Source organism: Chryseobacterium sp. Marseille-Q3244, assembly GCF_940807095.1.
GTDB lineage: Bacteria > Bacteroidota > Bacteroidia > Flavobacteriales > Weeksellaceae > Chryseobacterium.
This window is the reverse complement of record NZ_CALNWX010000026.1, coordinates 1-23668: the sequence shown is the minus strand read 5'-3', so window position 1 is coordinate 23668 and position 23668 is coordinate 1. Positions and strand designations below refer to the sequence as shown.

Annotated in this window: 26 protein-coding genes; 11 read left to right on the top strand and 15 right to left on the bottom strand. The window is 34.8% G+C overall.

Annotated features, from left to right (window positions below; genetic code table 11):
- Positions 1 to 60 precede the first annotated feature (60 nt).
- Entirely contained in the window at positions 61 to 825 is a 765-nt protein-coding gene (locus tag NBX25_RS24030) for a hypothetical protein (protein ID WP_123911221.1), read from the bottom strand.
- A gap of 159 nt (positions 826 to 984) precedes the next feature.
- Entirely contained in the window at positions 985 to 1743 is a 759-nt protein-coding gene (locus NBX25_RS24025) for a hypothetical protein (RefSeq protein ID WP_250255756.1), read from the bottom strand.
- A 238-nt stretch (positions 1744 to 1981) separates the two neighbouring features.
- Here NBX25_RS24025 and NBX25_RS24020 point away from each other — a divergent pair, with 238 nt between their 5' ends.
- The gene (locus NBX25_RS24020) at positions 1982 to 4282 is read left to right on the top strand and encodes a tetratricopeptide repeat protein (protein WP_250255755.1); all 2301 of its coding nucleotides are present in this window, start codon (positions 1982 to 1984) and stop codon (positions 4280 to 4282) included.
- A gap of 19 nt (positions 4283 to 4301) precedes the next feature.
- Positions 4302 to 6764 carry an SEL1-like repeat protein gene (locus NBX25_RS24015; RefSeq protein ID WP_250255754.1) on the top strand — a complete coding sequence of 821 codons (2463 nt, stop codon included), beginning with the start codon at positions 4302 to 4304 and terminating at the stop codon, positions 6762 to 6764.
- 134 nt (positions 6765 to 6898) lie between these two features.
- Here the strand turns inward: NBX25_RS24015 and NBX25_RS24010 are convergent, their stop codons facing one another.
- The 10 genes from NBX25_RS24010 to NBX25_RS23965 all read right to left on the bottom strand — a co-directional run bounded on the left by NBX25_RS24010 (position 6899) and on the right by NBX25_RS23965 (position 12849).
- Entirely contained in the window at positions 6899 to 7279 is a 381-nt protein-coding gene (locus NBX25_RS24010; protein ID WP_250255753.1) for a VOC family protein, read from the bottom strand.
- Positions 7280 to 7877: 598 nt separating this feature from the next.
- Complete coding sequence (locus NBX25_RS24005) at positions 7878 to 8522, bottom strand: DUF2306 domain-containing protein (protein WP_123911226.1); 645 nt, start codon at positions 8520 to 8522, stop codon at positions 7878 to 7880.
- A gap of 11 nt (positions 8523 to 8533) precedes the next feature.
- Positions 8534 to 8722, bottom strand: a complete 189-nt coding sequence (locus NBX25_RS24000; RefSeq protein ID WP_250255752.1) for a hypothetical protein — start codon at positions 8720 to 8722, stop codon at positions 8534 to 8536.
- Between the two features lie 9 nt (positions 8723 to 8731).
- A complete protein-coding gene (locus NBX25_RS23995) occupies positions 8732 to 8992 on the bottom strand; it encodes a DUF2750 domain-containing protein (protein WP_250255751.1) in 261 nt (86 codons plus the stop codon).
- Positions 8993 to 9024: 32 nt separating this feature from the next.
- Positions 9025 to 9417 (bottom strand): hypothetical protein, encoded by a 393-nt coding sequence (locus NBX25_RS23990; RefSeq protein ID WP_250255750.1) that lies wholly within the window; start codon positions 9415 to 9417, stop codon positions 9025 to 9027.
- Positions 9418 to 9498: 81 nt separating this feature from the next.
- Positions 9499 to 10080, bottom strand: coding sequence for a GDP-mannose pyrophosphatase NudK (gene nudK / locus NBX25_RS23985; protein WP_250255749.1), 582 nt, complete (start codon positions 10078 to 10080; stop codon positions 9499 to 9501).
- Positions 10081 to 10111: 31 nt separating this feature from the next.
- Positions 10112 to 11020 carry a TIGR01777 family oxidoreductase gene (locus NBX25_RS23980; protein ID WP_123911230.1) on the bottom strand — a complete coding sequence of 303 codons (909 nt, stop codon included), beginning with the start codon at positions 11018 to 11020 and terminating at the stop codon, positions 10112 to 10114.
- A gap of 28 nt (positions 11021 to 11048) precedes the next feature.
- The gene (locus NBX25_RS23975) at positions 11049 to 11393 is read right to left on the bottom strand and encodes a hypothetical protein (protein WP_123856133.1); all 345 of its coding nucleotides are present in this window, start codon (positions 11391 to 11393) and stop codon (positions 11049 to 11051) included.
- A gap of 6 nt (positions 11394 to 11399) precedes the next feature.
- Positions 11400 to 12002 carry an HPP family protein gene (locus tag NBX25_RS23970; protein WP_123911231.1) on the bottom strand — a complete coding sequence of 201 codons (603 nt, stop codon included), beginning with the start codon at positions 12000 to 12002 and terminating at the stop codon, positions 11400 to 11402.
- Between the two features lie 124 nt (positions 12003 to 12126).
- Positions 12127 to 12849, bottom strand: a complete 723-nt coding sequence (locus NBX25_RS23965) for a polysaccharide lyase family 7 protein (protein WP_250255748.1) — start codon at positions 12847 to 12849, stop codon at positions 12127 to 12129.
- Between the two features lie 187 nt (positions 12850 to 13036).
- Here NBX25_RS23965 and NBX25_RS23960 point away from each other — a divergent pair, with 187 nt between their 5' ends.
- Positions 13037 to 14062: a methyltransferase gene (locus NBX25_RS23960; RefSeq protein ID WP_250255747.1), complete on the top strand. Its 1026-nt coding sequence runs from the start codon at positions 13037 to 13039 to the stop codon at positions 14060 to 14062.
- A gap of 290 nt (positions 14063 to 14352) precedes the next feature.
- Here NBX25_RS23960 and NBX25_RS23955 read toward each other — a convergent pair whose 3' ends face one another.
- The 3 genes from NBX25_RS23955 to NBX25_RS23945 form a co-directional block, all read right to left on the bottom strand.
- Positions 14353 to 15519, bottom strand: coding sequence for an iron-containing alcohol dehydrogenase (locus NBX25_RS23955; protein ID WP_250255746.1), 1167 nt, complete (start codon positions 15517 to 15519; stop codon positions 14353 to 14355).
- 67 nt (positions 15520 to 15586) lie between these two features.
- Entirely contained in the window at positions 15587 to 16462 is an 876-nt protein-coding gene (locus NBX25_RS23950) for an AraC family transcriptional regulator (RefSeq protein WP_123856128.1), read from the bottom strand.
- 283 nt (positions 16463 to 16745) lie between these two features.
- A complete protein-coding gene (locus NBX25_RS23945) occupies positions 16746 to 17102 on the bottom strand; it encodes a helix-turn-helix domain-containing protein (RefSeq protein WP_250255745.1) in 357 nt (118 codons plus the stop codon).
- Positions 17103 to 17429: 327 nt separating this feature from the next.
- On the opposite strand from NBX25_RS23945, the gene NBX25_RS23940 reads away from it, so the two are divergent.
- The 8 genes from NBX25_RS23940 to NBX25_RS23905 form a co-directional block, all read left to right on the top strand.
- Entirely contained in the window at positions 17430 to 17762 is a 333-nt protein-coding gene (locus tag NBX25_RS23940; RefSeq protein WP_250255744.1) for a single-stranded DNA-binding protein, read from the top strand.
- Positions 17763 to 17776: 14 nt separating this feature from the next.
- Positions 17777 to 18232: an HRDC domain-containing protein gene (locus NBX25_RS23935; protein WP_228412790.1), complete on the top strand. Its 456-nt coding sequence runs from the start codon at positions 17777 to 17779 to the stop codon at positions 18230 to 18232.
- A gap of 124 nt (positions 18233 to 18356) precedes the next feature.
- On the top strand, positions 18357 to 19724 hold the full coding sequence (gene hisS / locus NBX25_RS23930; protein ID WP_250255743.1) for a histidine--tRNA ligase: 1368 nt from the start codon (positions 18357 to 18359) through the stop codon (positions 19722 to 19724).
- A gap of 226 nt (positions 19725 to 19950) precedes the next feature.
- Positions 19951 to 20811, top strand: a complete 861-nt coding sequence (locus NBX25_RS23925; RefSeq protein ID WP_250255742.1) for an SHOCT domain-containing protein — start codon at positions 19951 to 19953, stop codon at positions 20809 to 20811.
- Positions 20812 to 20822: 11 nt separating this feature from the next.
- Positions 20823 to 21677 carry a PH domain-containing protein gene (locus NBX25_RS23920; RefSeq protein WP_250255741.1) on the top strand — a complete coding sequence of 285 codons (855 nt, stop codon included), beginning with the start codon at positions 20823 to 20825 and terminating at the stop codon, positions 21675 to 21677.
- An 18-nt stretch (positions 21678 to 21695) separates the two neighbouring features.
- Positions 21696 to 22337 (top strand): GNAT family N-acetyltransferase, encoded by a 642-nt coding sequence (locus tag NBX25_RS23915; protein ID WP_250255740.1) that lies wholly within the window; start codon positions 21696 to 21698, stop codon positions 22335 to 22337.
- Positions 22338 to 22402: 65 nt separating this feature from the next.
- Positions 22403 to 22936: a PH domain-containing protein gene (locus tag NBX25_RS23910; protein WP_123911240.1), complete on the top strand. Its 534-nt coding sequence runs from the start codon at positions 22403 to 22405 to the stop codon at positions 22934 to 22936.
- On the top strand, positions 22933 to 23668 hold a 736-nt coding region (locus tag NBX25_RS23905; RefSeq protein WP_123856119.1), incomplete at its 3' end, for an ABC transporter permease. The genes NBX25_RS23910 and NBX25_RS23905, both read left to right, overlap by 4 nt.

The following is a 23668-nucleotide window of genomic DNA, read 5'->3' as shown; positions in this document are numbered from 1 at the left end:
ATAAAAAAACAGTACCCAATTGGGGTACTGCCATTATAATTTTTAATTTTTCAATTAATATTAAGGTTCATCACAATTTTTCTTCAATTTTGTGAAGATTTTGTCGAAATCCCTGTACATATTTCTTTCCTCATCAAGCTTTTGTCTGAAGCTGCTGTTGGCACAGTTATGAAAACTAAGTCCAATCATATCGATCAATGCATAATCTTCGCTTTGAGGATCATTTAACTTGGCATTAAAACGGTTCATTACCCCTTGTGGATCTGCATTGTTCTTACTTTTAAGCTCAGTGTAGGCCTTCCAGGAGGCGAACATTTTTTCTCTGTCAGGAGAAGAGATCGCATCAATAGATTCTCTGCAGGTTTCGTAAAATCTACTGTTTTTAAGCGTGGTAGGATCGGAAAAAGCGATAATTTCTTCTTTGTTCAGCTCATATTCATTCTCAAATGTTTGTATGGCATTTTCATACAGTTTTTTCCAAACTGGCTGATTGATGACTTTAAGGCTGTAAAGTTCCTGTTTTTTTTCCTGGTACTGTTTTTCCAGGTTTTCAAGATGCTGCTCTTTATTTCTACGGACTTCTTCCAGGCTGGAAAGTTTAAAAATAGGATTCGTATCAAAATGAACCCCATTAAACTTGTATAAAAGTTTATTAACCCCGTCTATTTCCTCTATTTCATATTTGGAAGCATCAAAATATCCCTTGTTGTCACAATTGAATGTCTGATAGCTGTACGGTGTCAGATTATTGGTTTTTACCGGGCCTTTTTGCCCCCAAACAATAGCAGATAAAGCCAGGGAGAGCCCGACCATCATTTTTTCCATGCGCATAGTTGTAGAAAGAATCCGAATTTTCTAAAATTTCAGTGCAAAATTAAGGCTTTAAATTCGAAAACTAAAGAATTTAACCAATTTTATGTAGTTATTTTTATTATTTAATGAGAATTTTAATTTTTTGCTTTAAACAGGCCGTTTTCTGAAATTTTAAGGTTCGTCGCAATCCCTTTTTACAGTAACAAAAACCTTTTCAAAAGTTTTGAATAAAGTGTTATCCTCATCAGCCTTTGGTCTGAAACTATGGTTTGCGCAATTGTTGAAAGCATTCATGAGATCAATAAAGGCATAATCATCCTTTCGCGGATCTTTCCATTTAAAATTAAAAGCTTCCAGCGTTCCAGAATATGTTTCTTCTCCTTTTTTAGGTTCAAATAAACTTTTCCATACCAAATACATTTTCTCCTTATCCTTGGTTGTCATGGCATCTGCATATTCTTTACAGGTGTTGTAAAATTTACTGTTGAGAAGAGATTGTGGATCAGCATACCCCATAAGAATTGATTTCTTAAGCTGATATTCATTTTCCAAAAGCTTAAGAGCCTCTTCGTGTTGCTTTTTCCAGATCGGAAGATCTATGACTTGGAGTTCATCCAGTTCTTTTTTTCGTTCCAGGTATTCTTTTTCAGTCTGTTGCAGAAGTTGTTGGCTATTGCTGCGAACCAAATCAAATTTGGTAGGATTAAAAACAATAAGAGAGGTAAACGGAGACCAGGTTAAAGAAGATAAAAGTTGGTAAGTGCCCTCTATTTCTTCTTTCTTATATTTTGAAGGATCAAAGTATCCTTTAACGTCACATCCAGAAGTTTGATAACTGTAAAGAACCAGCGGACTTTTCTTTGCAGGAATTTTTTGAGCGATCAATACCACCGATAGAGCCAATGAAAGTCCTGTCAATAATCTTTTCATATTGTTATAGTTGAATAATCCTTATTTTTTATTTGGGCTTAAAATTAAAGCTTAAAATTTCAAATCCGGCAATAAATCAGAATTAAATTATTTACTCACTGGTTTCCGGGATTTATAAGGGTTGTCATTTGTTTTTCCTTTTGTTTTTTATATTTTGCAGCATCCATATCATGAATTTTTACCCTGTCAGGGGCATAAAGGAAATGTAATGATTGAATTATAGAATAAAATATTAATAATGTACGACAATTTAGAGCAACTGTTTTACAGAGGAGATCTGGAACAGTGTATTGCAGAAGGAGAACAATATCTATTATCTTATCCTGAAGACGAAGAAGTCTTATTTTTAATGGCAGTAGCTTATCACGATATTGTTTATGATGAGGGGCATGAAGCGGTTTATGATGCCATCAGGGACCATGTTATTCCTTACTTAAGAAGAATACTTCAATTAAATCCAAGCAATCAGAAAGCACTATACAACATTCTGGATTACCCTTTAGGAAATGAATATGCCCTGATGCAGATTGCCAGAAGTAAAAAGCATATCACCCAGGAAAATAAGGAAGAGTTTATAGGCTATGCGGAACGTATGCTGGAGGATACTGATTATGTAGGCTATGGTTATGATTTTTTGGTTAAAATATATGAATCCCTGGAAGAGAATCAGGCACTTTTGAACAGTCTGGAAGCAGGAATATATTATTCTAAAAAAGCAGATGCTGGCAACCGTGAGATCAGGGACAAAAATACCTCGCTTTACTGGATCAAAAAGATCTATTTACTAGACCGTACAAAAATGGTTTCAGGAGAGGAACTTACAGTACTTATTGCCAAGGAACATACTGCTTTCGTGAGCCGGAATGAATATGATTTTATCAATCTTGCCGATATTGCGTTTGAAAATAATGCGCCCGACCTTTCACTGAAGATGATGATGAAGGCCATTAAAGGGGAGAATTCAGCACTTCATATTCATGAGAAACTAGTAGAATGGCACCAGCGTTTTGCAGAACTTATTAAAAACGGATACAATAATCCTGATGTTTTCTATTATCAGCTGATTATAGAAAGAAATTATAATGATCTGCTAAACGTTTCTACGGATTTTTACTACCATCATGCCCTTGAAGTTATCAATTCCCATCCAGAACTGTTCTCAGGATATCATTTTGCAGGTACATTCCTATATGAAAACGAGCGCTATGCTGAAACTATTCCTTTATTGGAAAAAGCCGTGCAATTATCATCTAACGCTACGGCCTGGAGAAGAAGAGCAGACTCAGAATATCTTTTGAACGGAATGATATTATTTGAAATTCCTGTATTTTCCGATTATCCTGCAGATATTTACAACGAAGGGGTTTTACTGAATGAGTGTATAGATGCGTTAGAGGATGAAAGTGATAAACTGAAATGGCATAAAGTGGGTCGTATCGTATATGAACAGGCCCATGAAGCATTCCGAAAGTATTTTGAAGAAGACCAATTTGAAAGTGATTATTATAATGATCTGCATACCAGAGCAATGTGCTGTAATAATTTAGCGATTAAACATTTGGTGCTGGAAGATTATCAGGCAGCTGCTGAAATAGCTTCTGAAGGGCTTAAATACTCAGAATTTATGGAGCTCCATCTTGTCATGATTGATGCTTTGCTGGATGGTGGAAAATATGAAGAAGCAGAAAAGGCACTGAATCACTATTTCAGTCTTTACGGAGAATCCGATGATTATTGTTCTAATAGTTTTTACTACAGGGCAAAACAGATTAGGCTTCATGAGATGATGGGATGGAATGATGTTCAGAGAGAAGCTGAAGAAGTTCTTACCTATGCTTATCAATACACCTTAGAGAATCCGGAACTTGAAGATCATCAGTACAGAGATATGGAAGCTGCTAAGAGTATATTGGAAGGGATTTTATATCAATATTTAGAAGGAGAGAATGTAAATACCAGAAAATCATATTATGAAAAGGTCGCAGAACGTTTTCCGCTGGAAGCTAATCCTCAGTATGCCCTGATGCAGATTTATAACGAGGAAGAAAACTATGGAAAAGTAACCTTAGCAGCGAAAAGATATCTTGAAAATAAAAAAGAATTTGTTTTAGATGCTTTTGATAAAGCGAAAACCATTTATATGATCGTTAAAAGCGATTTTCTTCAGGGGAATTATCAGGAAGCAGTATCTGTTTTTAGCCAATATGACGATGAGTGTGAAGCAGCCATGGCTCCTGAAGAATATGTACTTTGGTTAAGTTACGGCATTAGAGCTTATGAGAAGTTGAATAATAAAGATCAAACTTTAACTCTGGCTGATAGATTCATTACCATTTATAATGCTGAAGAATGGAGTTATGATGACCTTGTAGAAAGTGTTGAGCTGGCAAAAGCTGTAGTATTATATCAGTCCGGAAGCTTAAAAGAAGCACATGCGATTTTGGATCAGGTACGTTCGGTGGCAGATTATGATTCTATTGCAGATGAATATAAAGCTTCATGGAAAAAACCAGGATTGTTCTCTAAATTCGGATTTTAATCACTAAAGAATAAAAAATATGGCACACCGCCTTTATGTATATAATGTGGATTCCAAAACAGGAGACCAGTATTCGCACTATTTGGGAGAATGGAATTATGTGATCCCGGATTTGCTTTTTCCTCTGTTTTCGTGCGATCCAAGGTCAAAAGGAAAATTGCTGTACTTTGATAAAATAAATGGTGTAGCAAGACTTAAATCATTCTATCAACTGTTGGGTGAACACTATCAGCTGCTTTACAAAAAGGTATATTATGAGCCTGTCAACAAAATGTTTGAAATGTTGGATGATCTTCCTTATGATACTTTTATGATCAATGGATGGGACGTCTTCAATATGAGTGAAGAAAAGCATTCCGATCAGGCCAAAGACTGGGTACTGCAAATTAAGGAGAAGAGCAGGCTATATGATAAAGCAATCTCTAAACAGAATCTGGAATGGCTGGAAAAAGAAATTGTAGTCAGAAGTGGCTATACATCCTTTTTAGAGATGTTGGAAACAGACTGGATTGATTATGGTCTTGGGTACTGGAATGAAGATTTGTATAAAGATATTTCGGAGTCTTTTGAAGACAATGGTCTTTGGGGATTGAAGGATAAAAAAGGAAATATCATCACTCCGGCAGTTTATGAAGAAATATTTGCCTTTACTGAAGAAGGGATTGCTGTAGTACAGAAGAATGGTAAGTACGGATACCTTAGAAATGACGGGAAAGTACTTGTTGAATGCATTTACGAAGAAGTTTATGATTCTCTTTTTATCGACCATAAGAATTATGGAGTGATAGAAGTAGATCAGAAATCAGGATTAATTAATATTGCTAACGGAGATATTGTGATCCCCTGTGAATATGATGAGTTGGAGATGTTAAGGCATGTCTGCCTTTTTAACGCTAAAAAAGCAGGGAAATATTGTCTCATTGATACATCCAATAAACCGGTTATTGCAGAATCTTTTGATGAGCCTTTTGAATTTAATTATTCTGGATTGCTTTATCGTAGGCTGGAAGGAACTTCCAAGAGAGCCTTTTATACCTTTGAAGGTATTTTCCTGGGAGAGCATCCCGAAGAGGTATTAATTGAAATTGGTGAAGGGTATTATTGGGTAAAACCCAATAAATTTCAGAAAAAAACCAGCATTATAAAATCAGATGGAAGTATTCTGGATACTGATATAGATATCCTGATGATTTTGAATGATTATTATACTTCTTTTCCCTACAAAAAAGCTAAAGAGTGGTACATATATGATATAAAATCAGAAGAATTCAGATTGAAAGAACATACCATTGAAAATATCCACAGAGATTGGTATACTCAGTTTATGAAGAATGTGTTCCTGATGTCTGATGAAAATGGCTGGGGGTTGTATAATGCTGCTGAAGACCGTTGGCTGCTCCCTTCCTCTAAAGAATATAAGAAAATAGAATCTTGTAGAGAAGAGATTTTCCGGGTTACTACCTCAAACGGAATGTTCTATTTTGACCAGAAAACAGAAACTCAAAGCGGTATTTACGATTATATCGGTGAAGGAATAGATTATGATAAGCAGATGCTTTGTCTTTATAAAGGAAATGAGATGTTTATTCTTGATACCGGAAGAAAGCTGCATCAGGTTTCTGATCATCAGCTGGGAGCTTTATATGAAAAAAGATATAACCTGCGGGGAAAAGATCAAAAGTATTTTCTTGATTTTTATAAAGGATGGACGGAAAGAAAAGGTTCCGGCTACGAGGAATATTTTGACGATGATACCCTAATGTCACAAGCCGGAGAATATACTAAGGAAGGAAAGATTAAAGAAGCTGTAAAACTTTATACAATAGGAATAAACCGAGGAAATACAGATATGATGGTGGAACTTGGATATATTTTTGTCCATGGCGATTATCCTGAATTTTATGATTTAGAGAAAGGACTTGCGCTCTATGAAAAAGCAGCTTCAAAGGACCATCCCATTGCCTGGAATAACCTTGGATATCATTATCAGAGTGGTGTTGGTTATCCTCAGGATATTAAAAAGGCCTTAAAGTGCTTCAAAAAATCTGCAGAACTAGGAGATGGCCTGGCGATGCAGAATCTGGGCCTTCTGTATTTTTATGGAGAGTATGTGTTACTGGATTATGATCTTGCATTAGACTACTATAAACAGGCAGAAAAGAAATTCTATTATAATGATGAGAAATTGGCTGAAATCTACTATCAGAAAGGGGATTATGCCAATCTTCAACGTTATTTAAGAAAAGATACTGAAGGGACTTATTCCGATATTTATTACGGAATTATGTATGACGAAGGATTAGGTATGAAGGTAAGCCCTAAAAAAGCAATCAAATACTATGAAAAATCTCTGGAACATGGCTATTATCCTACAGCATTGAGCAGGCTTTTATATTTCTATAAGGACGATCCTGCCTTTGCCAATCCTGAAAAATATCAGTACTGGAAAGCATTTGGTGAAGATAACGAGATGGATGTATGATAACAACTTTTTAAAATCACACCATTCATAATGATATTCTATGTCTCTATGTGGTTCAATCTTTTTACCACATAGAGACATAGGCTTATAGGCTAACGTAGAATTATTTTATTGGTGTATTCGCGGTTATTAACTTAAGAATAGTTGCTCACTTCGATGAGATTTTGATCCGGATCACGGAAATAAATAGATCTTATCTTTCCTACAGCACCCGTTCTGTCTACAATGCCTTCAATAATCTCCACATTTTTCTGTTTCAATTCGGCCATCACCTCATGAATATCCGTTTGGGCAATAAAACAAAGATCTGCAGAACCACAGGTAGGAGTTTTTGCTTTAGGCTCAAATTCATGTCCTTTTTGATGAAGATTGATCTTTTGATTTCCAAAAGTGAGGGCTTTTCGGTGGTCACCAAAGGTTACCGCTTCAAACCCCATGATCTCAGTGTAAAATTCTATGGTTTTACTGATATCTGCTACAGTTAATACAATGTGGTCTATATTCTTAATCTTCATGACTTTTGTTTTGAAACACTAATACTTTACAAATATCAGGATTTGTAGGTTATTAATTAGTATTATTTTATAGCTGGAATTGGGGATATTTGTGCTTCCTGTTCTTTTTTTAATTTTAAAATAATAGATTTACATGAATTAATGATAGGCTTATGATCTACTTTTTTCTCATTTTTATTGTTGCCATATTGGGTGGGATTTCTTATCTGATCATGCATTTCTGCAATCGATGGACCCGAAAGCACAAGTATGAAGTTCTTTTTAATACTTTGATCTTTATCGGATCATTCCTTCTCATATCATTCCTTAGCCTTTATGTTTTCATTGCAAATCTTGATCTATCCAGATAATAATTAAATTTTAAATACCCATTTTTATATAAATATCATTCTATGCATTTTGATTGGATTTACCTTATTGTCATTCTGTTTTTAATCTTTGTCATTGTAATTTTTGCGGCAGTTTCCCAGGTAATTGTACGTTTTTGTAACCGCTGGACTCAAAACTATAGATATAGAAAACTGTTGAATACTTTAATCTTTATAGGATCATTTGCTCTGATATCCTGTATTAGTCTTTATATTTTCTTTACGAATGTCTATTTAGGACGATAGTGGAAATTTCTTCTAAGAAAATAATAGGCAATCAGCAGATTGATGGCAAGAGCAAGCCATACATTGATGCCGTAGAATAGCTCATAATCATGCTGTTGTTCATTATAAAACAGATTCTTAATAATTCTGAAAGTGATGGCCGTTGTTGTCACGGCATAGCTTAAAATCATAAAGTTTTTATGCCTGATAATATTGCCTTTTTTAATAGTAAGGACAGCAGCTACCGTAAAATAAGCCCAAAGAATATCCTGAATCAGAAATCCTGTAATTCCTATCAATCCGCCATTCGAAAATAATCCCAATACAAAACATGCCGGAACATTGATAATAAGAATATTATACACGTAAACTTTTCCAATGATTTTGTGTAAGTTTCTGTTTTCTCTCAGGAATTGGGCAGAAAATTGAGTCAATCCAGCTAAAAGACAAAGTGTTATTGAAAAGATATGGATATAGAAAAAAGCCATCCAATACGGATTATTGACTACTTGTTGTTTAAAGGCAAGAAATCCTATCGTTTTATCAAGAGAAGTATATTGGGAAATTGTTTTCAGCATCAGAATACTGAAAATAAAAACAGAAAACACTGCTATAATTTTAGCAATCTTTATTCCCAATGATTTTATCATGAATCTGTTTTTTAATCCTTTAATACCTCTTTTATCTGGGTTTCCATATCTTCAAGATCGTTGAATTTTCTTAAGATCACAGATTTATTGTTTTTTGTAAGCTCTTCAATAATGGCAAGCGCTAACTCTAAGGGCTCCGCTTCGTAGCCAAATAGATTGATATCAAAATTAACGCCTACAAGCAAACCATCACTATTCATTCCCAGGCATCAGTTTTCCAGGAACTCATTAAGAGGAATGGAAGATGCTTCATAACGATTCCATTCTTTGTCTACGCAAGATTTTGCCCTTGCTACATATGACCAGAAGCAAATAATTTGTACGGGTTCACCATCATCATATTCCAAATCGTTGGAGTAGGAGGTTGCGTATCCTTTATCATCTTTTAAACCATATACTATTTCTGTTTCAATTACTTTTTTAATGAAATCTTTATAGCGGTTCTTTAGGGTAATTTGGTCCTGAAGCATATTTATTAGTTATAAATTGATTTTTTTTTGTTTTACAATGAATTTTCACTGGTGTTTATATACACGATCTCAGGATTTTCACCATCGCTATTTCGCTTTGATCTTCCGTATAAGCCTATTTCCAGATCATTAGGTGTTTCATGATCCAGCTCTGATGGATGTACATAAGTATACATGCCATATCCATGTCCGGAAACAAGCCAGCTTTCTGTAAAATTCAAATGAATAACATTGAAGTCTCCGGCAGAGCCTCCTGCAAATACAGGTCCGAATTCTTTCATTAGTTTGATTGCTTCATCCCGTACATTTTCAACATTACTAACATCATCAAAAATAATATATGTGTCGTTTTTAAACAGAACCCAGTCCTGAAATTGAGGATTAATGGCAATTTTTACATGCTCAAGAATTGATAAGTTATTCATGATTTAAATATAATTATTAAAAAAAAAATCAAACGGTTATCAGAAATGTATATTGTGTTTTTACTTTGTGTAGAAAAAGTTTTACAAAATCCCCTTAATCCTCAAATGCTGCAACAGCATCATTGTCTTTGCATCTTTAATCTCTCCGGTATCAATCATAGTAAGAGCCTCATCAAAAGATAATTCCAGCACTTCAATATTTTCTCCTTCCTCTTCAAGACCGCCACCATCATTAATCTTCATTTCGTTGGAATATTCAGCGATGAAAAAATGAAGAATTTCCGTTACGGAACCGGGAGACATATAGGCTTCAAATACCTTTTCAACTTTAGAAATCTTGTATCCTGTTTCCTCTTCCGTTTCTCTTTTGATACAATCTTCAGGATTATCATTGTCTAAAAGCCCGGCACAGGCTTCAATAAGCATTCCGGATGCATTTCCATTAATATAAGTGGGTAACCTGAATTGTCTTGTGAGGATGATCGTATGAGAAATTTTGTTATAAAGCAAAATAACAGCTCCATTTCCACGGTCGTAAGCTTCTCTGCTTTGAGTTTCCGTAGTTCCGTCCTTTTTGCGAACCGTAAAAGTAACTTTGTTTAAAGTATACCAGTTGTCTGATAAAATATCTGTTTTTAAAATAGTAATATTAGGATTTTGCATAGTGTTGTTTGAATTCTTTAGATATATAAAGTTATTGAGTTTTTAATAAATCTCTTAAAGCATCTTTCAGATCAGGAAACTTAAAATGAAACCCTGCATTCTGTATTTTTTGTGAAGAAGCTCTGGAACCTTCCAAAATTGCGCTTGCCAGTTCACCAAATAACATCTTCAAAACAAAAGCTGGAACATTGGGCATAAACAGAGGTTTCTTAAGAACCTCGGCAATCTTTTGGGTTAACTCAGCATTGGTAGCATGCTGAGGTGAAACAGCATTATAGGCACCATGGAAACCTGTATTTTTTAATGCAAATTCATAAACGGAACAGATATCTTCAATATGAATCCATGGCATATATTGTTTACCGTTCCCCAAAGCAGAGCCGATGCCATATTGTATTGGAGGAAGCATTTTCTTTAAAGCTCCTTCTTTTTCAGAAAGAACAACGGCAGTCCGGATTTTTACAATTCTGTCTGCAAGGTTGTGTTCTTTAAAATGATCGGCAGCTCTTTCCCAAAGCACTACAACTTCACTAAGGAAGTCATGTCCTGGCGGATCATTTTCCGAAAATATTTTTTCTGTAGTCTTGGTTCCGTAAAAATTGATTCCTGAAGCTGAAATAAAAGATTTAAGTTTAATTTCTTTTTTTCTTAAAGCATTTCTTAGCAATGTGGCAGAATCCACTCTGCTGGCAATCAGTTCTTTTTTTCTTTCTGCTGTCCAGCGCTTTTCTGAAATATTGGCGCCTGCGAGATGAATGATGTGGGAAACATTTTCCAAAGCAGATTCGTCAATGGTTCCTTTTTTAAGATCCCATTCATATTCATTTGCTTGTCTTTTTTTCCGGGTAAGAAACCTTACCTCATAATCATTGCTGATTTTTTTTGCCAGTTCTTTTGCAATCAAACCGTTTGCTCCGGTAATCAAAACAATTTCTTTCATAATGATATATTTTGTGGTGGGGTGTTGATTATGCTTGATTTTTAACAATCAAAACAAAGTCTTCTTCTAAAAGTTTATAGCCATAATCGTAAATAAACTTGTACTCAGAACCGTTTTTATAAACCTTTAGATTGGTGAAATAGTCAAAATCAAAACCGAGACTTTCCAATTTGGATTTAGCAATCTTTGTTTTGCCATCTATATTGACTTCTACGAGAATACGGTAGTTTTTGCGGAGTTTATTATTGATATTCCGCATCAGATTTGTAGAATCTTTATTCTGCTTGTTGTTATAGGCATTCCGGCAGGCGTCGTTGCAGAATTTTTTATCAGACCTCCCAATGATTTTTTCGCCACATTCCAGACAATTCATACGTTTTTACTTTTTCATTTTGTGCCCGTGAGCATGTTTTTTTCTTAACAATCTTATAAACCTGCTGTGAGAAGGGTAGCTTCTGTTGGGCGTTATATTGTTAAAAAACAAAGCCACAAGCAACAGGATAATACACCCCGAAAGAACCGGAGAGATAACATACCAATAGCCTAATTCCGGAATTTTTCCGGTTGAACTTACCGCAATAAGAGCTGTTGCTCCACCTGGCGGGTGCAGGGTTTTTGTGTATTGCATCAATACAATAGAAAAAGCCACAGCCAATGGAGCAGAAATCCATATAATATCCGGTACAATTTGATACACTGTAACCCCTACTAATGCTGAAAGTACATGCCCACCTATCAAATTTCTAGGTTGTGCTAACGGACTTTGAATGGCTCCATAAATCAGAACACTGGAAGCCCCAAAAGAACCGATCAGAAATATGTTTTCTGTCTGTGCCAAAGAATGAGACTGTATAAAAGCAATCAGTCCAATTCCGAAAAAAGCACCTAAGAATGACCAGAAATGCTCCTTGTAATCAACCAGTGTTTCCTTATAGATCACATATTTCGAAACTCTGAACGTTCTTTTTATCGTCTTCTTCATTGAGGTTGTCTTCTTTTTTGATGATAGTACAAAGATACAGAATTATCCGTTTGTAAATGGATAGTATGGAGATTGCAGCCTTCAAGAGTAAAAATTATTACCAGGCTTTAACCGGTCTTTCAGATTAGCTGTTTGTTTTAATTTGATAAATAGCCACAGTACCGGAGGTTACCGGAAATTTATTGTCTTGCAGATAATTCCCGGCTTTAAAATAAACTGATTCCTGTTTCCAGCTATTTCCAAGGCTAAATACAGTCGTTTGTTGGTTTATTTTTACCTGAATATTTAAGTTGTTTTGTTCAATAGAGTATTCAAATACTTGTCCCAAAGGAATGTTTTTCAAAAGAGTAATGCGTTGTTCTTTATCATCAACTTCTTTTTTGAAACCAACCTGAAGGTTACCATTATTCCACCAGATTTTTACAGCTTCTGTTCCCTTGGAATTACCATGAATCTGTCCAATGATTATCTTTCCCGTACCAGGCTGCTTTAATACCGCCATTTTAACCTGTAAATGATGTTGGTTTTCAAAATGCCATTCGCTAATTTGTCGTAGTTCTGTTCTGGGGTAGTGAGATCCCTGAGTAGTTTTGCCATCGGAAGAACAAAAAAGACGGATGCTCCTGTCCTCTGGTGAAAAATAAAAATTCTCGGAAGAAAACTTAGGAATATCTGCTCCTTTAATTATGGTTATAGAATTGTTTTTCTCAATAGGAAGCTGAAGGTTAAAGTCACTTAAGTCAAATTGAGATTGGGGAACAGGGGTATATGTTTTTTGAGCATATGAAAAATTTGAACATAGGACAAACAGTCCTGCTTTTGCAATGTTTTTAAAACGATTCTGCATCTCTAATGGAGTTTTGATTGAACAATGAAGACTAATTTAAATAATTTCTTTGATAAATTTTTACATAAGCTAGTGGTTATAATTGTTTTTTTTATTTAAATGTCAGTAAGTTATGAATAAAATCATAATTTCACTTATTATTGAATTATGATATTGTAAACTTTAATTTCAATTAAAAACTATTTCTATGAAAAAACAACCCGTAAAGCCTGAATTTACCTTGAAGATGTTTCAAGTATTAGGTGGTGTGTGGATTGCCGGCTGTGTAAAGACAGCCGCAGAATTAAACATTGCAGATCATTTGGCAGCTGGCCCGAAAACAATTTCGTCGCTGGCAAAAGAAATACAGTCCAATGAAAAAGCATTGTATAGAATCATGAGAGCATTAAGCAGTGTGGGTATTTTTGAAGAATCAGAGAACCAAATCTTTGCATTAAATGATTTTGGGGCAGCATTGCAGACTGATGTGCCAGGAACAGCAAAGAATTTTGTACTTACGATAATGAAAGAACATTTTCCTGCGTATGGAGAGCTTACCTACGCTGTTCAGACAGGTGAAATCCCTTTTGATCATATTCACAGAATGCCTCTTTGGGCTTACTATAAAAAATATCCGGAAATAGGGGAAAACTTCGGAAAAGGGATGACCGGAATGTCAGGAACGGAGCTAAAAGGAATTATGGAAAATTATGATTTCAGTCCCTATAAAAAATTAGTAGATATAGGCGGAGGAAATGGAGTGATGATGTATACTATCCTGGATGCTGCTCCCGATAGTTCAGGAATTATTTTTGATGAAGAAAATGTGATCGGAAAGACTGTGGAACTTATCCCCGAAAATTTAAAAAGAAGATGTTCTGTTGCCATCGGTAGTTTTTTTGAAAAAGTTCCGGAAGGAGCAGATTTATATACCATGAAATGGATTATCCATGACTGGAATGATGAGGAATGTATTCAGATTTTAAAAGTTTGCTATGATGCAATGCCAAAAGGAGCAAAACTATTGATTATAGATGCCGTTATTCCTGATGATTCTCTAAATCAGCCTCATATTGCCAAACTTTTGGATATTGTAATGCTGGCTTGTCTTACCGGAAGAGAAAGAACATTGAGTGAGTTTAAAGTTCTTTTGGAAAAATCAGGATTACAATTCAGCAGGCTTGTTCAGATTGGTACAGAAGCGAAAAGCATCATTGAATGTGAGAAAATTTAAAACAGAGAGCGTAATGAATAGCAAAAACAGGAAGTTTATCAGACTTCCTGCTTTTTGTATGCTAAAATTTAAATATAAAATTATAGTGGCTATATACAATTTTACGTCACTGTCATTGACTACGTTAAATACTCGATTTCTGACGAAGGAAGAATCTCATAATATCGCTTAGATTCTTCATTTCACTTCTGAACTACGTTCGCAGACCTTCAGTCTGTATTCAGAATGACAGAGTCATAGTAATAAGATAACCGCATTAGTGTAAAATTGTATATAATTACCAAAATTAATTATCCTGCCACCAATTCTTCAGTGTAAACAAGTCCTTCATAACAAGCATTATAAATTGACTTTAATTCATCTAAAGAAGGAACTCTAGGATTGAAACCGGTACAAGGATCTGCAAGTGCATTAGCCGTGATATAATCAATATTTTTGTCCCAATCTTCTCTTGAAATTCCAAATTCTTTTATGGCTGATGGATTATTAACCTCTAAACGTAATGCCTCTATGGCCTGCGCAAGATCTTCAGCTGTTTCTTTACCAATAACTCTGGCTAAATCAGGATAACGTTCTGTAGCTTGAGCGTTATAACGGATAACATTAGGAAGGAAAATAGCATTAGATGCTCCGTGAGGAATTCCGTATAAAGCTCCAACCTGGTGAGATAATGAGTGAACAATTCCTAACCATGCATTATTGAAAGCTAAACCTGCCATAAAAGAAGCATCATGCATATTCTGACGGGCTGTAATATTGTTTGGATTTTCTACCGCTTCTTTTAAATTGTTAAAAACAATCTCAAGACCTCCTTTTGAAAGCGCATCTGCGATATTATTGTCAATATTGGAAACAAAAGCTTCCACACAGTGAGTCAATGCATCAAGCCCCGTATTGGAAGTCACATGGGCAGGCATTGAAGCACAGATTTCTCCATCTACGATAGCAATATCCGGTGTTAATTCATAAGAAACGATTGGATATTTTACCCCTTTTTCTCTGTCGGTAATTACAGCAAGACCTGTAGTTTCAGTTCCTGTACCACTTGTGGATGGAATGGCGATAAATTTTGCCTTATTTCTTAAAACAGGAACCGTGAAAGGTTTTATCATCGCATCAAAATCGGCATCAGGATATTCGTAAAATACCCACATGATTTTTGCGGCATCAATGGCAGAACAGCCTCCTAAACCAATCACCCAATCAGGCTCAAATGTTTTCATGATTTCAGCTCCTTTCACACAAGTTGCTGATGACGGATCTTCTTCTACACCTTCGAAAATTTGTGCTTCTATTCCTGCTTCTGTAAGATAAGTGACCGCCTTATCCAGAGTTCCGCTTTTTCTCATTGAGCTTCCTCCTGTTACAATTACCGCTTTTTTACCTTTAATATTTGCTAATTCTGAAAGACTTCCGGCACCATGGAAAACTTCTCCTGCAATGAATAATTTGCTCATTTTTTTTGTTTGATTTTAATGAGACAAAATTAGATAAGCCCAGACGGACCATGTTATACAAACAGGATTATGTGTTATACATTTGCGCCAATTCCTGTTGAAGAGCAGTAGGGGTTTCCTTCAATTTTGCCTTTACAAACTTATTGAGAGCAGAAGGTGAATTGAAACCAAGATCAAAGGCGATTTCTTTATGAGAAAGATCTGAAAACATCAATTGCCGTTTGATCTCTATTAAAATTCGGTTATGAATGGCTTGAATGGCCGTTTCTCCACAATGCTTTTTTGTAATGGAGTTTAATTTTTTCGGGCTAATAGCCAGTTCATCCGCATAATATTGAACCGTTCTGTATTGTTTGTAATGTTCATTCAACAATTTTTTAAAACGAACATATATTGGTTTGTCGGGTGTTTCTTTATGCAAGATAGGATGAAGTCCATGAACAGATTCAATTAACCCCAACAGAAAAATTTTGATATGAAACCTTGCCTGCTCCTTTTTGATAAGGCTTGGATGCTGATAAATTCCTTTGATGATGGAGATTGTATATAAACTTTGCTGAAAGTCTTCTGATGACAAAACGGTACAATGAAGCTGCGTGGAAAGGTTGACATTATAAGTACTCAGCTCGTTTTTCAAAATATCTGAACAGAATAATATTTCTTCAAACAGAATGATTTTTCCTTTCAGGTCATTACTTATATCAGAAATAAAATGCACCTGCTCCGGAAATACCACAGAGATTTTCCCTGGCTTCAAAAAATGAATCTTATCCTCAATATGCAGTTGTAAAGTCCCATTTTCAATAACGATAATAAAAAAATGATCTTTTTTGTGTGGCTTACCATACTCTTTCAAAGAGTCATTGGTTAAATCAAAAACCCGAAAAGAAAGATTTTTATCCTCTTCCTTTTGAATATTCTTTTTAATCTCCAGCTTCTTCATATACTCATTTTTCTTATTATCAAAAAACCTTTGCTGTATAAAACAGACTGCAAAAATAATTTAAATCTGAATAACATGGTCACTTATAAGAATCATCTGTAGTTAAAGATTGATTTTGATTGTAAGTTTGAAGCTATCCTTGTCAAGGTTTAAAACCTTGACAAGGATAATCAACCCAATCTTTTCCCAATCTAAAGGTATTATTGGTTTAAAAAAAAAGTCAAAATAGAAAGATTCCATTCTGACTTTTATATCTTTTAATGATAATTGTATTACACAGTTTTTATTTTTTTAGTCTTACCACTTCTTCTTTTAACAGACTGATATATTCTTGTAGGTTTTTAATGATTTCTATGCTTAATTCATTATTAATAGTAGCATTATTATTCCCAACATTGGCTTGTGTATTATCATTAAAAACAGGATTTTCAATAATTATTTTTGCTTCTTCCTCTTCATAAATTTCCTCAACTGTCACCTCAAGAAACTTTGCCAGTTTATCCCATTCAGACTCTATGATTTTTACAGTTCCACTTTCTTTTCTGCTATAATTAGAAACATCTGTAGCAATAGCATCAGCAACTTGCTGCTGGGTATAACCTTTTCTCTTTCTTACTGTACGTAGTTTTTCTTTTTGCATATTAGACGTTTTTACAAATTTGCAAAAAAATAACGTATAAAATATAGAGGTTTTCGAAATTTTTATCAACAAAAATAAAATTTATTATTCCTGAGTAAGTTCCCATTATTCACTTTTATTTTAAAACAATATCAAAATTTTTTACAATAAAAAATAACGATAGCTAAACAATTTTAATTTTACTTATCCGATAACAAACGACTACAAACGAATTTAAATAGTTTATAACCGACTGAGCTTTGGTGGGATCTGCAACTTTGCCACAGAGATTTGAGAAAACAGTGAACGTCTCTTATCTGAAATATTAATCATTAAAATCTAAAAGTTATGTCACTAAGAAACAAAGTAACATTAATTGGTTACACAGGTAAGGAAGTTGAAATAGTAAACTTCGAAAACGGAAATGTAAAAGCAAATGTATCCTTAGCTACAAGCGATCATTACACAAACGCTAAAGGCGAAAAGGTAGAAGAGACGCAATGGCATAATCTGATTGCTTTCGGGAAAGTAGCAGAAATTATGGAAAAGTATGTTCCTAAAGGAAAAGAAATTGCGATTGAAGGTAAACTTACGTACAGGTCTTATGACGATAAGGATGGCGTAAAGCGTTACATTACGGAAATTCGTGTAGATGAGATCCTGTTGTTAGGAGGTAAATAATTCTAAAAACTCAAATGATGAAAGTAAAGGTTTTTAAGATCAGACTTCCGGAAGAACTTCTCTACAAAGATCAGAAAATGCTAGATGATTTTCTGGAAGGTAATGAGATTATAAAAGTGGAAACTGCTTTTGTAAACGATGAATGTTATTGGTCTGTAATTCTGTATTTCGAGGAGCCAAAATTGGTGAAAAATACAGTGAAAGAACCAAAGGCTGTTAAATATTCTGCAGAAGATGATTTCCTGAATCCTGATGAAGAAAAGATTCTCAATGCCCTGAAGCTTTGGAGATCAGAGAAAGCCAGAGAACAAAATCTGCCAAGCTACTTCATTGCCAGCAACAAAGAGCTGATCTCTGTAGCCAAGTATAAACCAGCCAAAAAAGAAGAACTGCTGGAGATCAAAGGATTCGGAAAGCATAAGATTGAAAATTATGGCGAAGAAATACTGGAAATCCTTGAAAGTGTATGATTTTTCAAAATAAATGATCCTATTAACTTTAAAAGCTGGGGAAGATTGCTTCTTCAGCTTTTTTATGCTGTGTAAAGTCCCTGCAATTCCTTACTTTTGTACTTATCAAAATGACATACAATAAATGAAGCCAAGTTTAGCAAAAGGAACAAGAGATTTTACGGCGCAGGAAGTTTCCAGAAGAAAATATATCATCAGTATTTTACAGAATAATTTCGAATTATTCGGATTTCAGCCATTGGAAACACCAAGCTTTGAAAATCTTTCTACTTTAACAGGAAAGTACGGAGAAGAAGGAGACCGCTTGATTTTTAAAATCCTCAATTCAAGCATTAATGAAGCCAAGGAGGATAAAAAACATCAAATGCTTCATGACTTCCAAAGAGCATTGGAGAAGCCTTTCAGTGCAGAAAGCTTAACAGATAAGGCGCTTCGTTATGACCTTACCGTACCTTTTGCAAGATTTGTAGCGATGAATCATGGGAAATTAACATTTCCATTCAAGCGTTTCCAGATCCAGCCGGTATGGAGAGCAGATAGACCTCAGAAAGGAAGATACAGAGAGTTTTATCAATGTGATGCAGACGTTGTAGGAAGTGAAAGCTTATTGCAGGAAGTGGATCTTGTTCAATTATACTTGAAATCATTTGCTGATCTGAAAGTACCTGTGACGATTCACATGAACAACAGAAAAATTCTTTCCGGGCTAGCTGAATATGCAGGGATTACGGATAAACTGATCGATTTTACTGTCGCTTTGGATAAGCTGGATAAGATTGGAAAAGAGGGAGTGGTTAAGGAATTATTAGAAAGAGAAATCTCTCAGGAATCTATTGATAAATTAGACTTCTTATTCAGTCAGTCTGATGATGCACTGGAAAATCTTCTTCAGCTAAAAGAAAAATTCAAAGGCAATGAGATCGGATTGAAAGGAGTAGAGGAGTTGGAATTTGTTCTTACACAATCTCTGAACCTTGGAGTTGATATGCAGAATCTTGTATTCAATATTACGTTGGCAAGAGGTCTTGATTATTATACCGGAGCTATTTTCGAAGTAAAAGCTGATGAAGTAGCAATGGGTTCCATCGGTGGAGGTGGTAGATATGATAACCTTACAGAAGTGTTTGGGGTTAAAAATATCCCTGGAATTGGTATTTCGTTCGGGTTAGACAGAATTTATCTGGTAATGGAAGAGCTGAACCTTTTCCCTGAAGAAGCTTCTTCTAAAATAGAATATCTGTTTGCTAATTTTGGAGGTGAAGAAACTACAGAAGCTCTGAAATTAATTATGCAGTTGAGAGCAAAAGGTATTTCAGCAGAACTATACCCTGAAAGTGCAAAAATCAACAAACAGTTTACCTATGCCGAGAAAAAAGGAATTAAAAATCTTGTTTTCTTAGGGGAAGAAGAACTTAAAAATAATACGGTTACCTTTAAAAATCTTGAAGCCGGAGAGCAGAAGACTGTTTCTTTGAATGAGTTTTTAGGATAAAATAGGATAAAAATATAATCAAAACGGCTCAGGGTTCCAAAACCCTGAGCCGTTTTTTTGAATGAGAGTGTAAATTTCAAGAATAGGAGAAAAAAATATCTGAAAAACAAGAAGATTTGAATATTTTTGAGGGTAAATATAGAATCAAAATTTGTAATTTGGACTGAAAGAACAAAAAAACAGATTAAAACTGTTTTAGTCCATACCATTTAAAACTTAAAACCAGATGAATACTATTTGCGCATTATGCGGAACTCCGCTGACGTCTACGGATATGCTTGTTGGGAAAAATAAACTTGCAGATGGCGGTTATCTATGTGCCGGTTGCTTTACTAAAGCAGTTACTATCAATAGAGATCTTATCAATAATTTGGATCAGTTCTATTTTGCTGAAATAACAGGAATGTTTCTTAAAAGCAAAATTGATGGGAGCCAGAGTCCGGGAATTCCATCCTCAGGAACGGGCAACTATGAATATGATGCTCCCACCAGACTAGACGAAATAAAAGACCAGATTGTAGCCCTGAAAGCCAGATTGAGTGTTTTAGCCAATGAAGAAGTAAATGAACTGGATAAAGTCCTGGATCCGGGTGAACGTTTGATTGCGATTGCAGAATGTATCAATCTTCATAATAAGAGGGAAGGAATTATTTTTTCAACCCAATGGAGGGTGATTTTCATGGATAAAAAATTCCTGGGTGGAGTGGTGAAAAATGAATATAACCACAAGGATATTATCTCTCTGGATCAGGTGGAAAATCTTTTGTACTCGGTGTTAAGAGTCAATACAAAGGGTGGTGCTGTAGAATTTAAGCTGCATAATAAAAGTGACGGAAGAGCATTTTTAAATATCAAAAATAATAATACAAACTATTCTGAAAATGAATTCAGAGCAGACCCTAGCCCATTACATGCATTTTCTCAAATAATTCCGGATTTGGTGCAGGAAAACGTCTACAATACAAATAAGACAGATTCGGGAACTATTATTGATCAATTGGAAAGATTGGGTAAACTCAAAGAAAGTGGAATTCTAACAGAGGCAGAGTTTGCAGAACAAAAGAAAAAGCTTTTGGATAAATTATAAAAGAAGAAGAAATGAGTAATACTTGTTCATTATGTAATACAGAATTAACCTCTATGGATACGCTTCTGGGAGAAAATAAGCTTTCGGATGGTGGTGTTTTATGCAATAAATGTTTAGATAAAATAAGCTACATCAATCAGGAAGTATTATATAACCTTAATCAGTTCAATATTGATGATATTCACCGTATCATTCAGGATAAAAATTCAGAACAGAATTCACTTGCTATAACACAAGAAAATCTTCCTATGACTGTGGAAGAAGAGGCTCAAAATATTTCTAAAGAAGTATATAAAAGGAGAAAGCAGAAGATAAAAACAGAGTTGGAAAAGCTGAATGCAAGTCTTTCTGTATTTACCAAAGGTGAAATCAAAGAACTGCCTTATCTTATTTCTGAGGAGGAGAAAATCATTGGTATTACAGATGCTCAGTTTGTTAATACACTGGCTGCAGGAATCCTGGTGGCAACTTCCAAAAGAATGATCTCTGTTTCAAAAGCAATGTTTGGGACAGCCAAAATCAACGATTATCCCAATGAAACGATCAAGTCAATAAGTTTTGTAACAGATCCGAGATCTCCAATCATAAAATTACATCTTGATGAAAGAGTGGTAGAGTTTGAATGTTTTATGGATAAAGAAGATGCAGAAAAGTTCTATGATATTATAAGACCTATCTATAATAACCCGATACAGCAACTTCAGCAACAGACAAATCCCGTAAATACAAATGCAGCTGCAAACGCAACACGCTCCCTTGATATTCTTGAGCAGTTGGAAAAATTGGGAAAACTGAGAGAAAATGGTATTCTTACCGATACGGAGTTTACAGAACAAAAAAGAAAGCTGCTGGAACAATTAAAATAAAACTCTTAACACCCAATCATGAAGGATAAAACGGAAATAGTAGAAAACTGGCTTAAAGGATGGTGTTTATCAAGAGAAGTATCTTTTCCTGTTCAATATAAGTCTGGATTCAATGTATTTGTGGGAGATGAAAAACAAAAAGAACGGTACGTATTTCCTGACCTTAATGAAGATTTTTTTCAACTTGCCCGGTCAATTGATGAGCCCTGGATTTATCTGAAAGTAAGTACCTCTCCTGATCGGTTTATAGGGGATATTCCTGAAAAATGGCAATTACAGGCACAAGGGTATTTGATGACCTGCTTTCATCCGATGAGTTTTCCCAAAATCAGTCTTGCAAAAGGATATCACTTAGAGTTTTCTGAGTATAATACAACTTTTGTTGTCAGGATTGTAGCAGAGAATGGTGAACAGGCTTCTATAGGTCGTGTTTCACTTATAGATAGTGTTGCCGTTTATGACAGGATTATTACCGAAAAAAATCACCAAAGGAAAGGGCTTGCTTCTTTTTTATTGAAAGAACTTGAGAAGATCGCTTTGTCGAAAGGGTTTTCAAATAATCTTCTGGTCGCAACAGAAGAAGGAAAACGGCTGTACGAAACCTTAGGCTGGAAAGTGTATTGCTTACACTCTTCCATTGTAATTCCTTCTCAGGTGTAATTTTTTAATCAAATTAAATTATTATTTTCCTAAGAAATAGTAATTTAGACCCATAAACTATAGCTATGAGTGAAAAGTCAAGACTCGACGAAATAAGAGAAGAACTTGAAAATCTGGATATCAGCCCTACCATATTTGCCAGAAAAGAAATCCGGGAATTACCGGATATCATCTCAAAAGAAGAAAAAATTGTTTACCTCGTTGAAGGCAGAAATAAAATAAACAATCATCATATCATTTTAGTAGCTACAGACAGAAGACTGATCTTTGTAGATAAGGAATTCATGTACGGATTGAAAGTAGAAGACTTTTCTTATAGCAAAATAAGTTCAATACAGTATGAAACTGCATTATTGCTGGCTTCTATAGATATTCAGGTTACTGATGACATTGTAGAGATTGATGGAGTAGGAAGATACCATGCTGAACTTTTTTGTGAAAAGGTAAGAGACTTCATGTCCCGTCCTGAAGAAAATTTTCATAAAGCTGAACCCACTGTTTTAGATCAATTGGAACAATTGGGAAGGTTAAAAGAAAGTGGAATTTTGAGCGAAGAAGAATTTAATGAGCAGAAGAAAAAACTTATAAGCAAATTATGATAAAAGAAGTCGTATTTAGAGCATTAAACTGGAGATGGTATTTTACCTCTTTACTCACATTATTTATAGGAATTTTCTGCTGGGTACTCATCCTTATTTTACCAATCAGCAGTTTTACATGGAATTTTTTCTCGGCTTTACCATTTCTGGTTGCTGGAGTAAGCTTTATATTGGGAATTTCGAGGATGTTCAAAAAAGAAGAATTTAAAAACGGTCTTTGGCAATGCCTTTTAAGCTTTATTATGTTTTTTATCATTGGTGGACTATTCGCTTTTTATCCGCCTAAAAGTCCTTATAAGCCTTATCATAATGATATTAAAAATCCTAAGAATGCAAAATTTTCAATGCCTTTGAAATTATTCTCAGATGAGAAAGAACTTGTAGAAGTTACCCAACCAGATATTCTTATCTATGATTATTTACAACCCGGAACTTATAAATATGATGTTTTCCTGAATACAATAGAAAAAGGCAAGATCTATTTAAGAGTGTATGATTTTAATACCAACAGGATTCTTTCTGAAAAAGAAATTAAAAAACAATCGATGAGAGAGGTTTTTAATCCCAATGATGAATTGAAAGAATTTTCAAGTGACGATAAAGATTTTACAGTGAAAGAAGGAGATTGGGGAGACTATTATGGAAGCAGGATTGAAGTTTGGTTTCAGCCGGATAATTCCAATACACCTGAAAGAAAATTATTAGAAAAAAATTATATTATTCAGGGAAATT

What these genes read in the sequence shown, in the direction of transcription:
- NBX25_RS24030 (WP_123911221.1), bottom strand. Translation starts at nt 825, where the DNA reads ATGGAAAAAATGATGGTCGGGCTCTCCCTGGCTTTATCTGCTATTGTT.
- NBX25_RS24025 (WP_250255756.1), bottom strand. Translation starts at nt 1,743, where the DNA reads ATGAAAAGATTATTGACAGGACTTTCATTGGCTCTATCGGTGGTATTG.
- NBX25_RS24020 (WP_250255755.1), top strand. Translation starts at nt 1,982, where the DNA reads ATGTACGACAATTTAGAGCAACTGTTTTACAGAGGAGATCTGGAACAG.
- NBX25_RS24015 (WP_250255754.1), top strand. Translation starts at nt 4,302, where the DNA reads ATGGCACACCGCCTTTATGTATATAATGTGGATTCCAAAACAGGAGAC.
- NBX25_RS24010 (WP_250255753.1), bottom strand. Translation starts at nt 7,279, where the DNA reads ATGAAGATTAAGAATATAGACCACATTGTATTAACTGTAGCAGATATC.
- NBX25_RS24005 (WP_123911226.1), bottom strand. Translation starts at nt 8,522, where the DNA reads ATGATAAAATCATTGGGAATAAAGATTGCTAAAATTATAGCAGTGTTT.
- NBX25_RS24000 (WP_250255752.1), bottom strand. Translation starts at nt 8,722, where the DNA reads ATGAATAGTGATGGTTTGCTTGTAGGCGTTAATTTTGATATCAATCTA.
- NBX25_RS23995 (WP_250255751.1), bottom strand. Translation starts at nt 8,992, where the DNA reads ATGCTTCAGGACCAAATTACCCTAAAGAACCGCTATAAAGATTTCATT.
- NBX25_RS23990 (WP_250255750.1), bottom strand. Translation starts at nt 9,417, where the DNA reads ATGAATAACTTATCAATTCTTGAGCATGTAAAAATTGCCATTAATCCT.
- nudK (WP_250255749.1), bottom strand. Translation starts at nt 10,080, where the DNA reads ATGCAAAATCCTAATATTACTATTTTAAAAACAGATATTTTATCAGAC.
- NBX25_RS23980 (WP_123911230.1), bottom strand. Translation starts at nt 11,020, where the DNA reads ATGAAAGAAATTGTTTTGATTACCGGAGCAAACGGTTTGATTGCAAAA.
- NBX25_RS23975 (WP_123856133.1), bottom strand. Translation starts at nt 11,393, where the DNA reads ATGAATTGTCTGGAATGTGGCGAAAAAATCATTGGGAGGTCTGATAAA.
- NBX25_RS23970 (WP_123911231.1), bottom strand. Translation starts at nt 12,002, where the DNA reads ATGAAGAAGACGATAAAAAGAACGTTCAGAGTTTCGAAATATGTGATC.
- NBX25_RS23965 (WP_250255748.1), bottom strand. Translation starts at nt 12,849, where the DNA reads ATGCAGAATCGTTTTAAAAACATTGCAAAAGCAGGACTGTTTGTCCTA.
- NBX25_RS23960 (WP_250255747.1), top strand. Translation starts at nt 13,037, where the DNA reads ATGAAAAAACAACCCGTAAAGCCTGAATTTACCTTGAAGATGTTTCAA.
- NBX25_RS23955 (WP_250255746.1), bottom strand. Translation starts at nt 15,519, where the DNA reads ATGAGCAAATTATTCATTGCAGGAGAAGTTTTCCATGGTGCCGGAAGT.
- NBX25_RS23950 (WP_123856128.1), bottom strand. Translation starts at nt 16,462, where the DNA reads ATGAAGAAGCTGGAGATTAAAAAGAATATTCAAAAGGAAGAGGATAAA.
- NBX25_RS23945 (WP_250255745.1), bottom strand. Translation starts at nt 17,102, where the DNA reads ATGCAAAAAGAAAAACTACGTACAGTAAGAAAGAGAAAAGGTTATACC.
- NBX25_RS23940 (WP_250255744.1), top strand. Translation starts at nt 17,430, where the DNA reads ATGTCACTAAGAAACAAAGTAACATTAATTGGTTACACAGGTAAGGAA.
- NBX25_RS23935 (WP_228412790.1), top strand. Translation starts at nt 17,777, where the DNA reads ATGATGAAAGTAAAGGTTTTTAAGATCAGACTTCCGGAAGAACTTCTC.
- hisS (WP_250255743.1), top strand. Translation starts at nt 18,357, where the DNA reads ATGAAGCCAAGTTTAGCAAAAGGAACAAGAGATTTTACGGCGCAGGAA.
- NBX25_RS23925 (WP_250255742.1), top strand. Translation starts at nt 19,951, where the DNA reads ATGAATACTATTTGCGCATTATGCGGAACTCCGCTGACGTCTACGGAT.
- NBX25_RS23920 (WP_250255741.1), top strand. Translation starts at nt 20,823, where the DNA reads ATGAGTAATACTTGTTCATTATGTAATACAGAATTAACCTCTATGGAT.
- NBX25_RS23915 (WP_250255740.1), top strand. Translation starts at nt 21,696, where the DNA reads ATGAAGGATAAAACGGAAATAGTAGAAAACTGGCTTAAAGGATGGTGT.
- NBX25_RS23910 (WP_123911240.1), top strand. Translation starts at nt 22,403, where the DNA reads ATGAGTGAAAAGTCAAGACTCGACGAAATAAGAGAAGAACTTGAAAAT.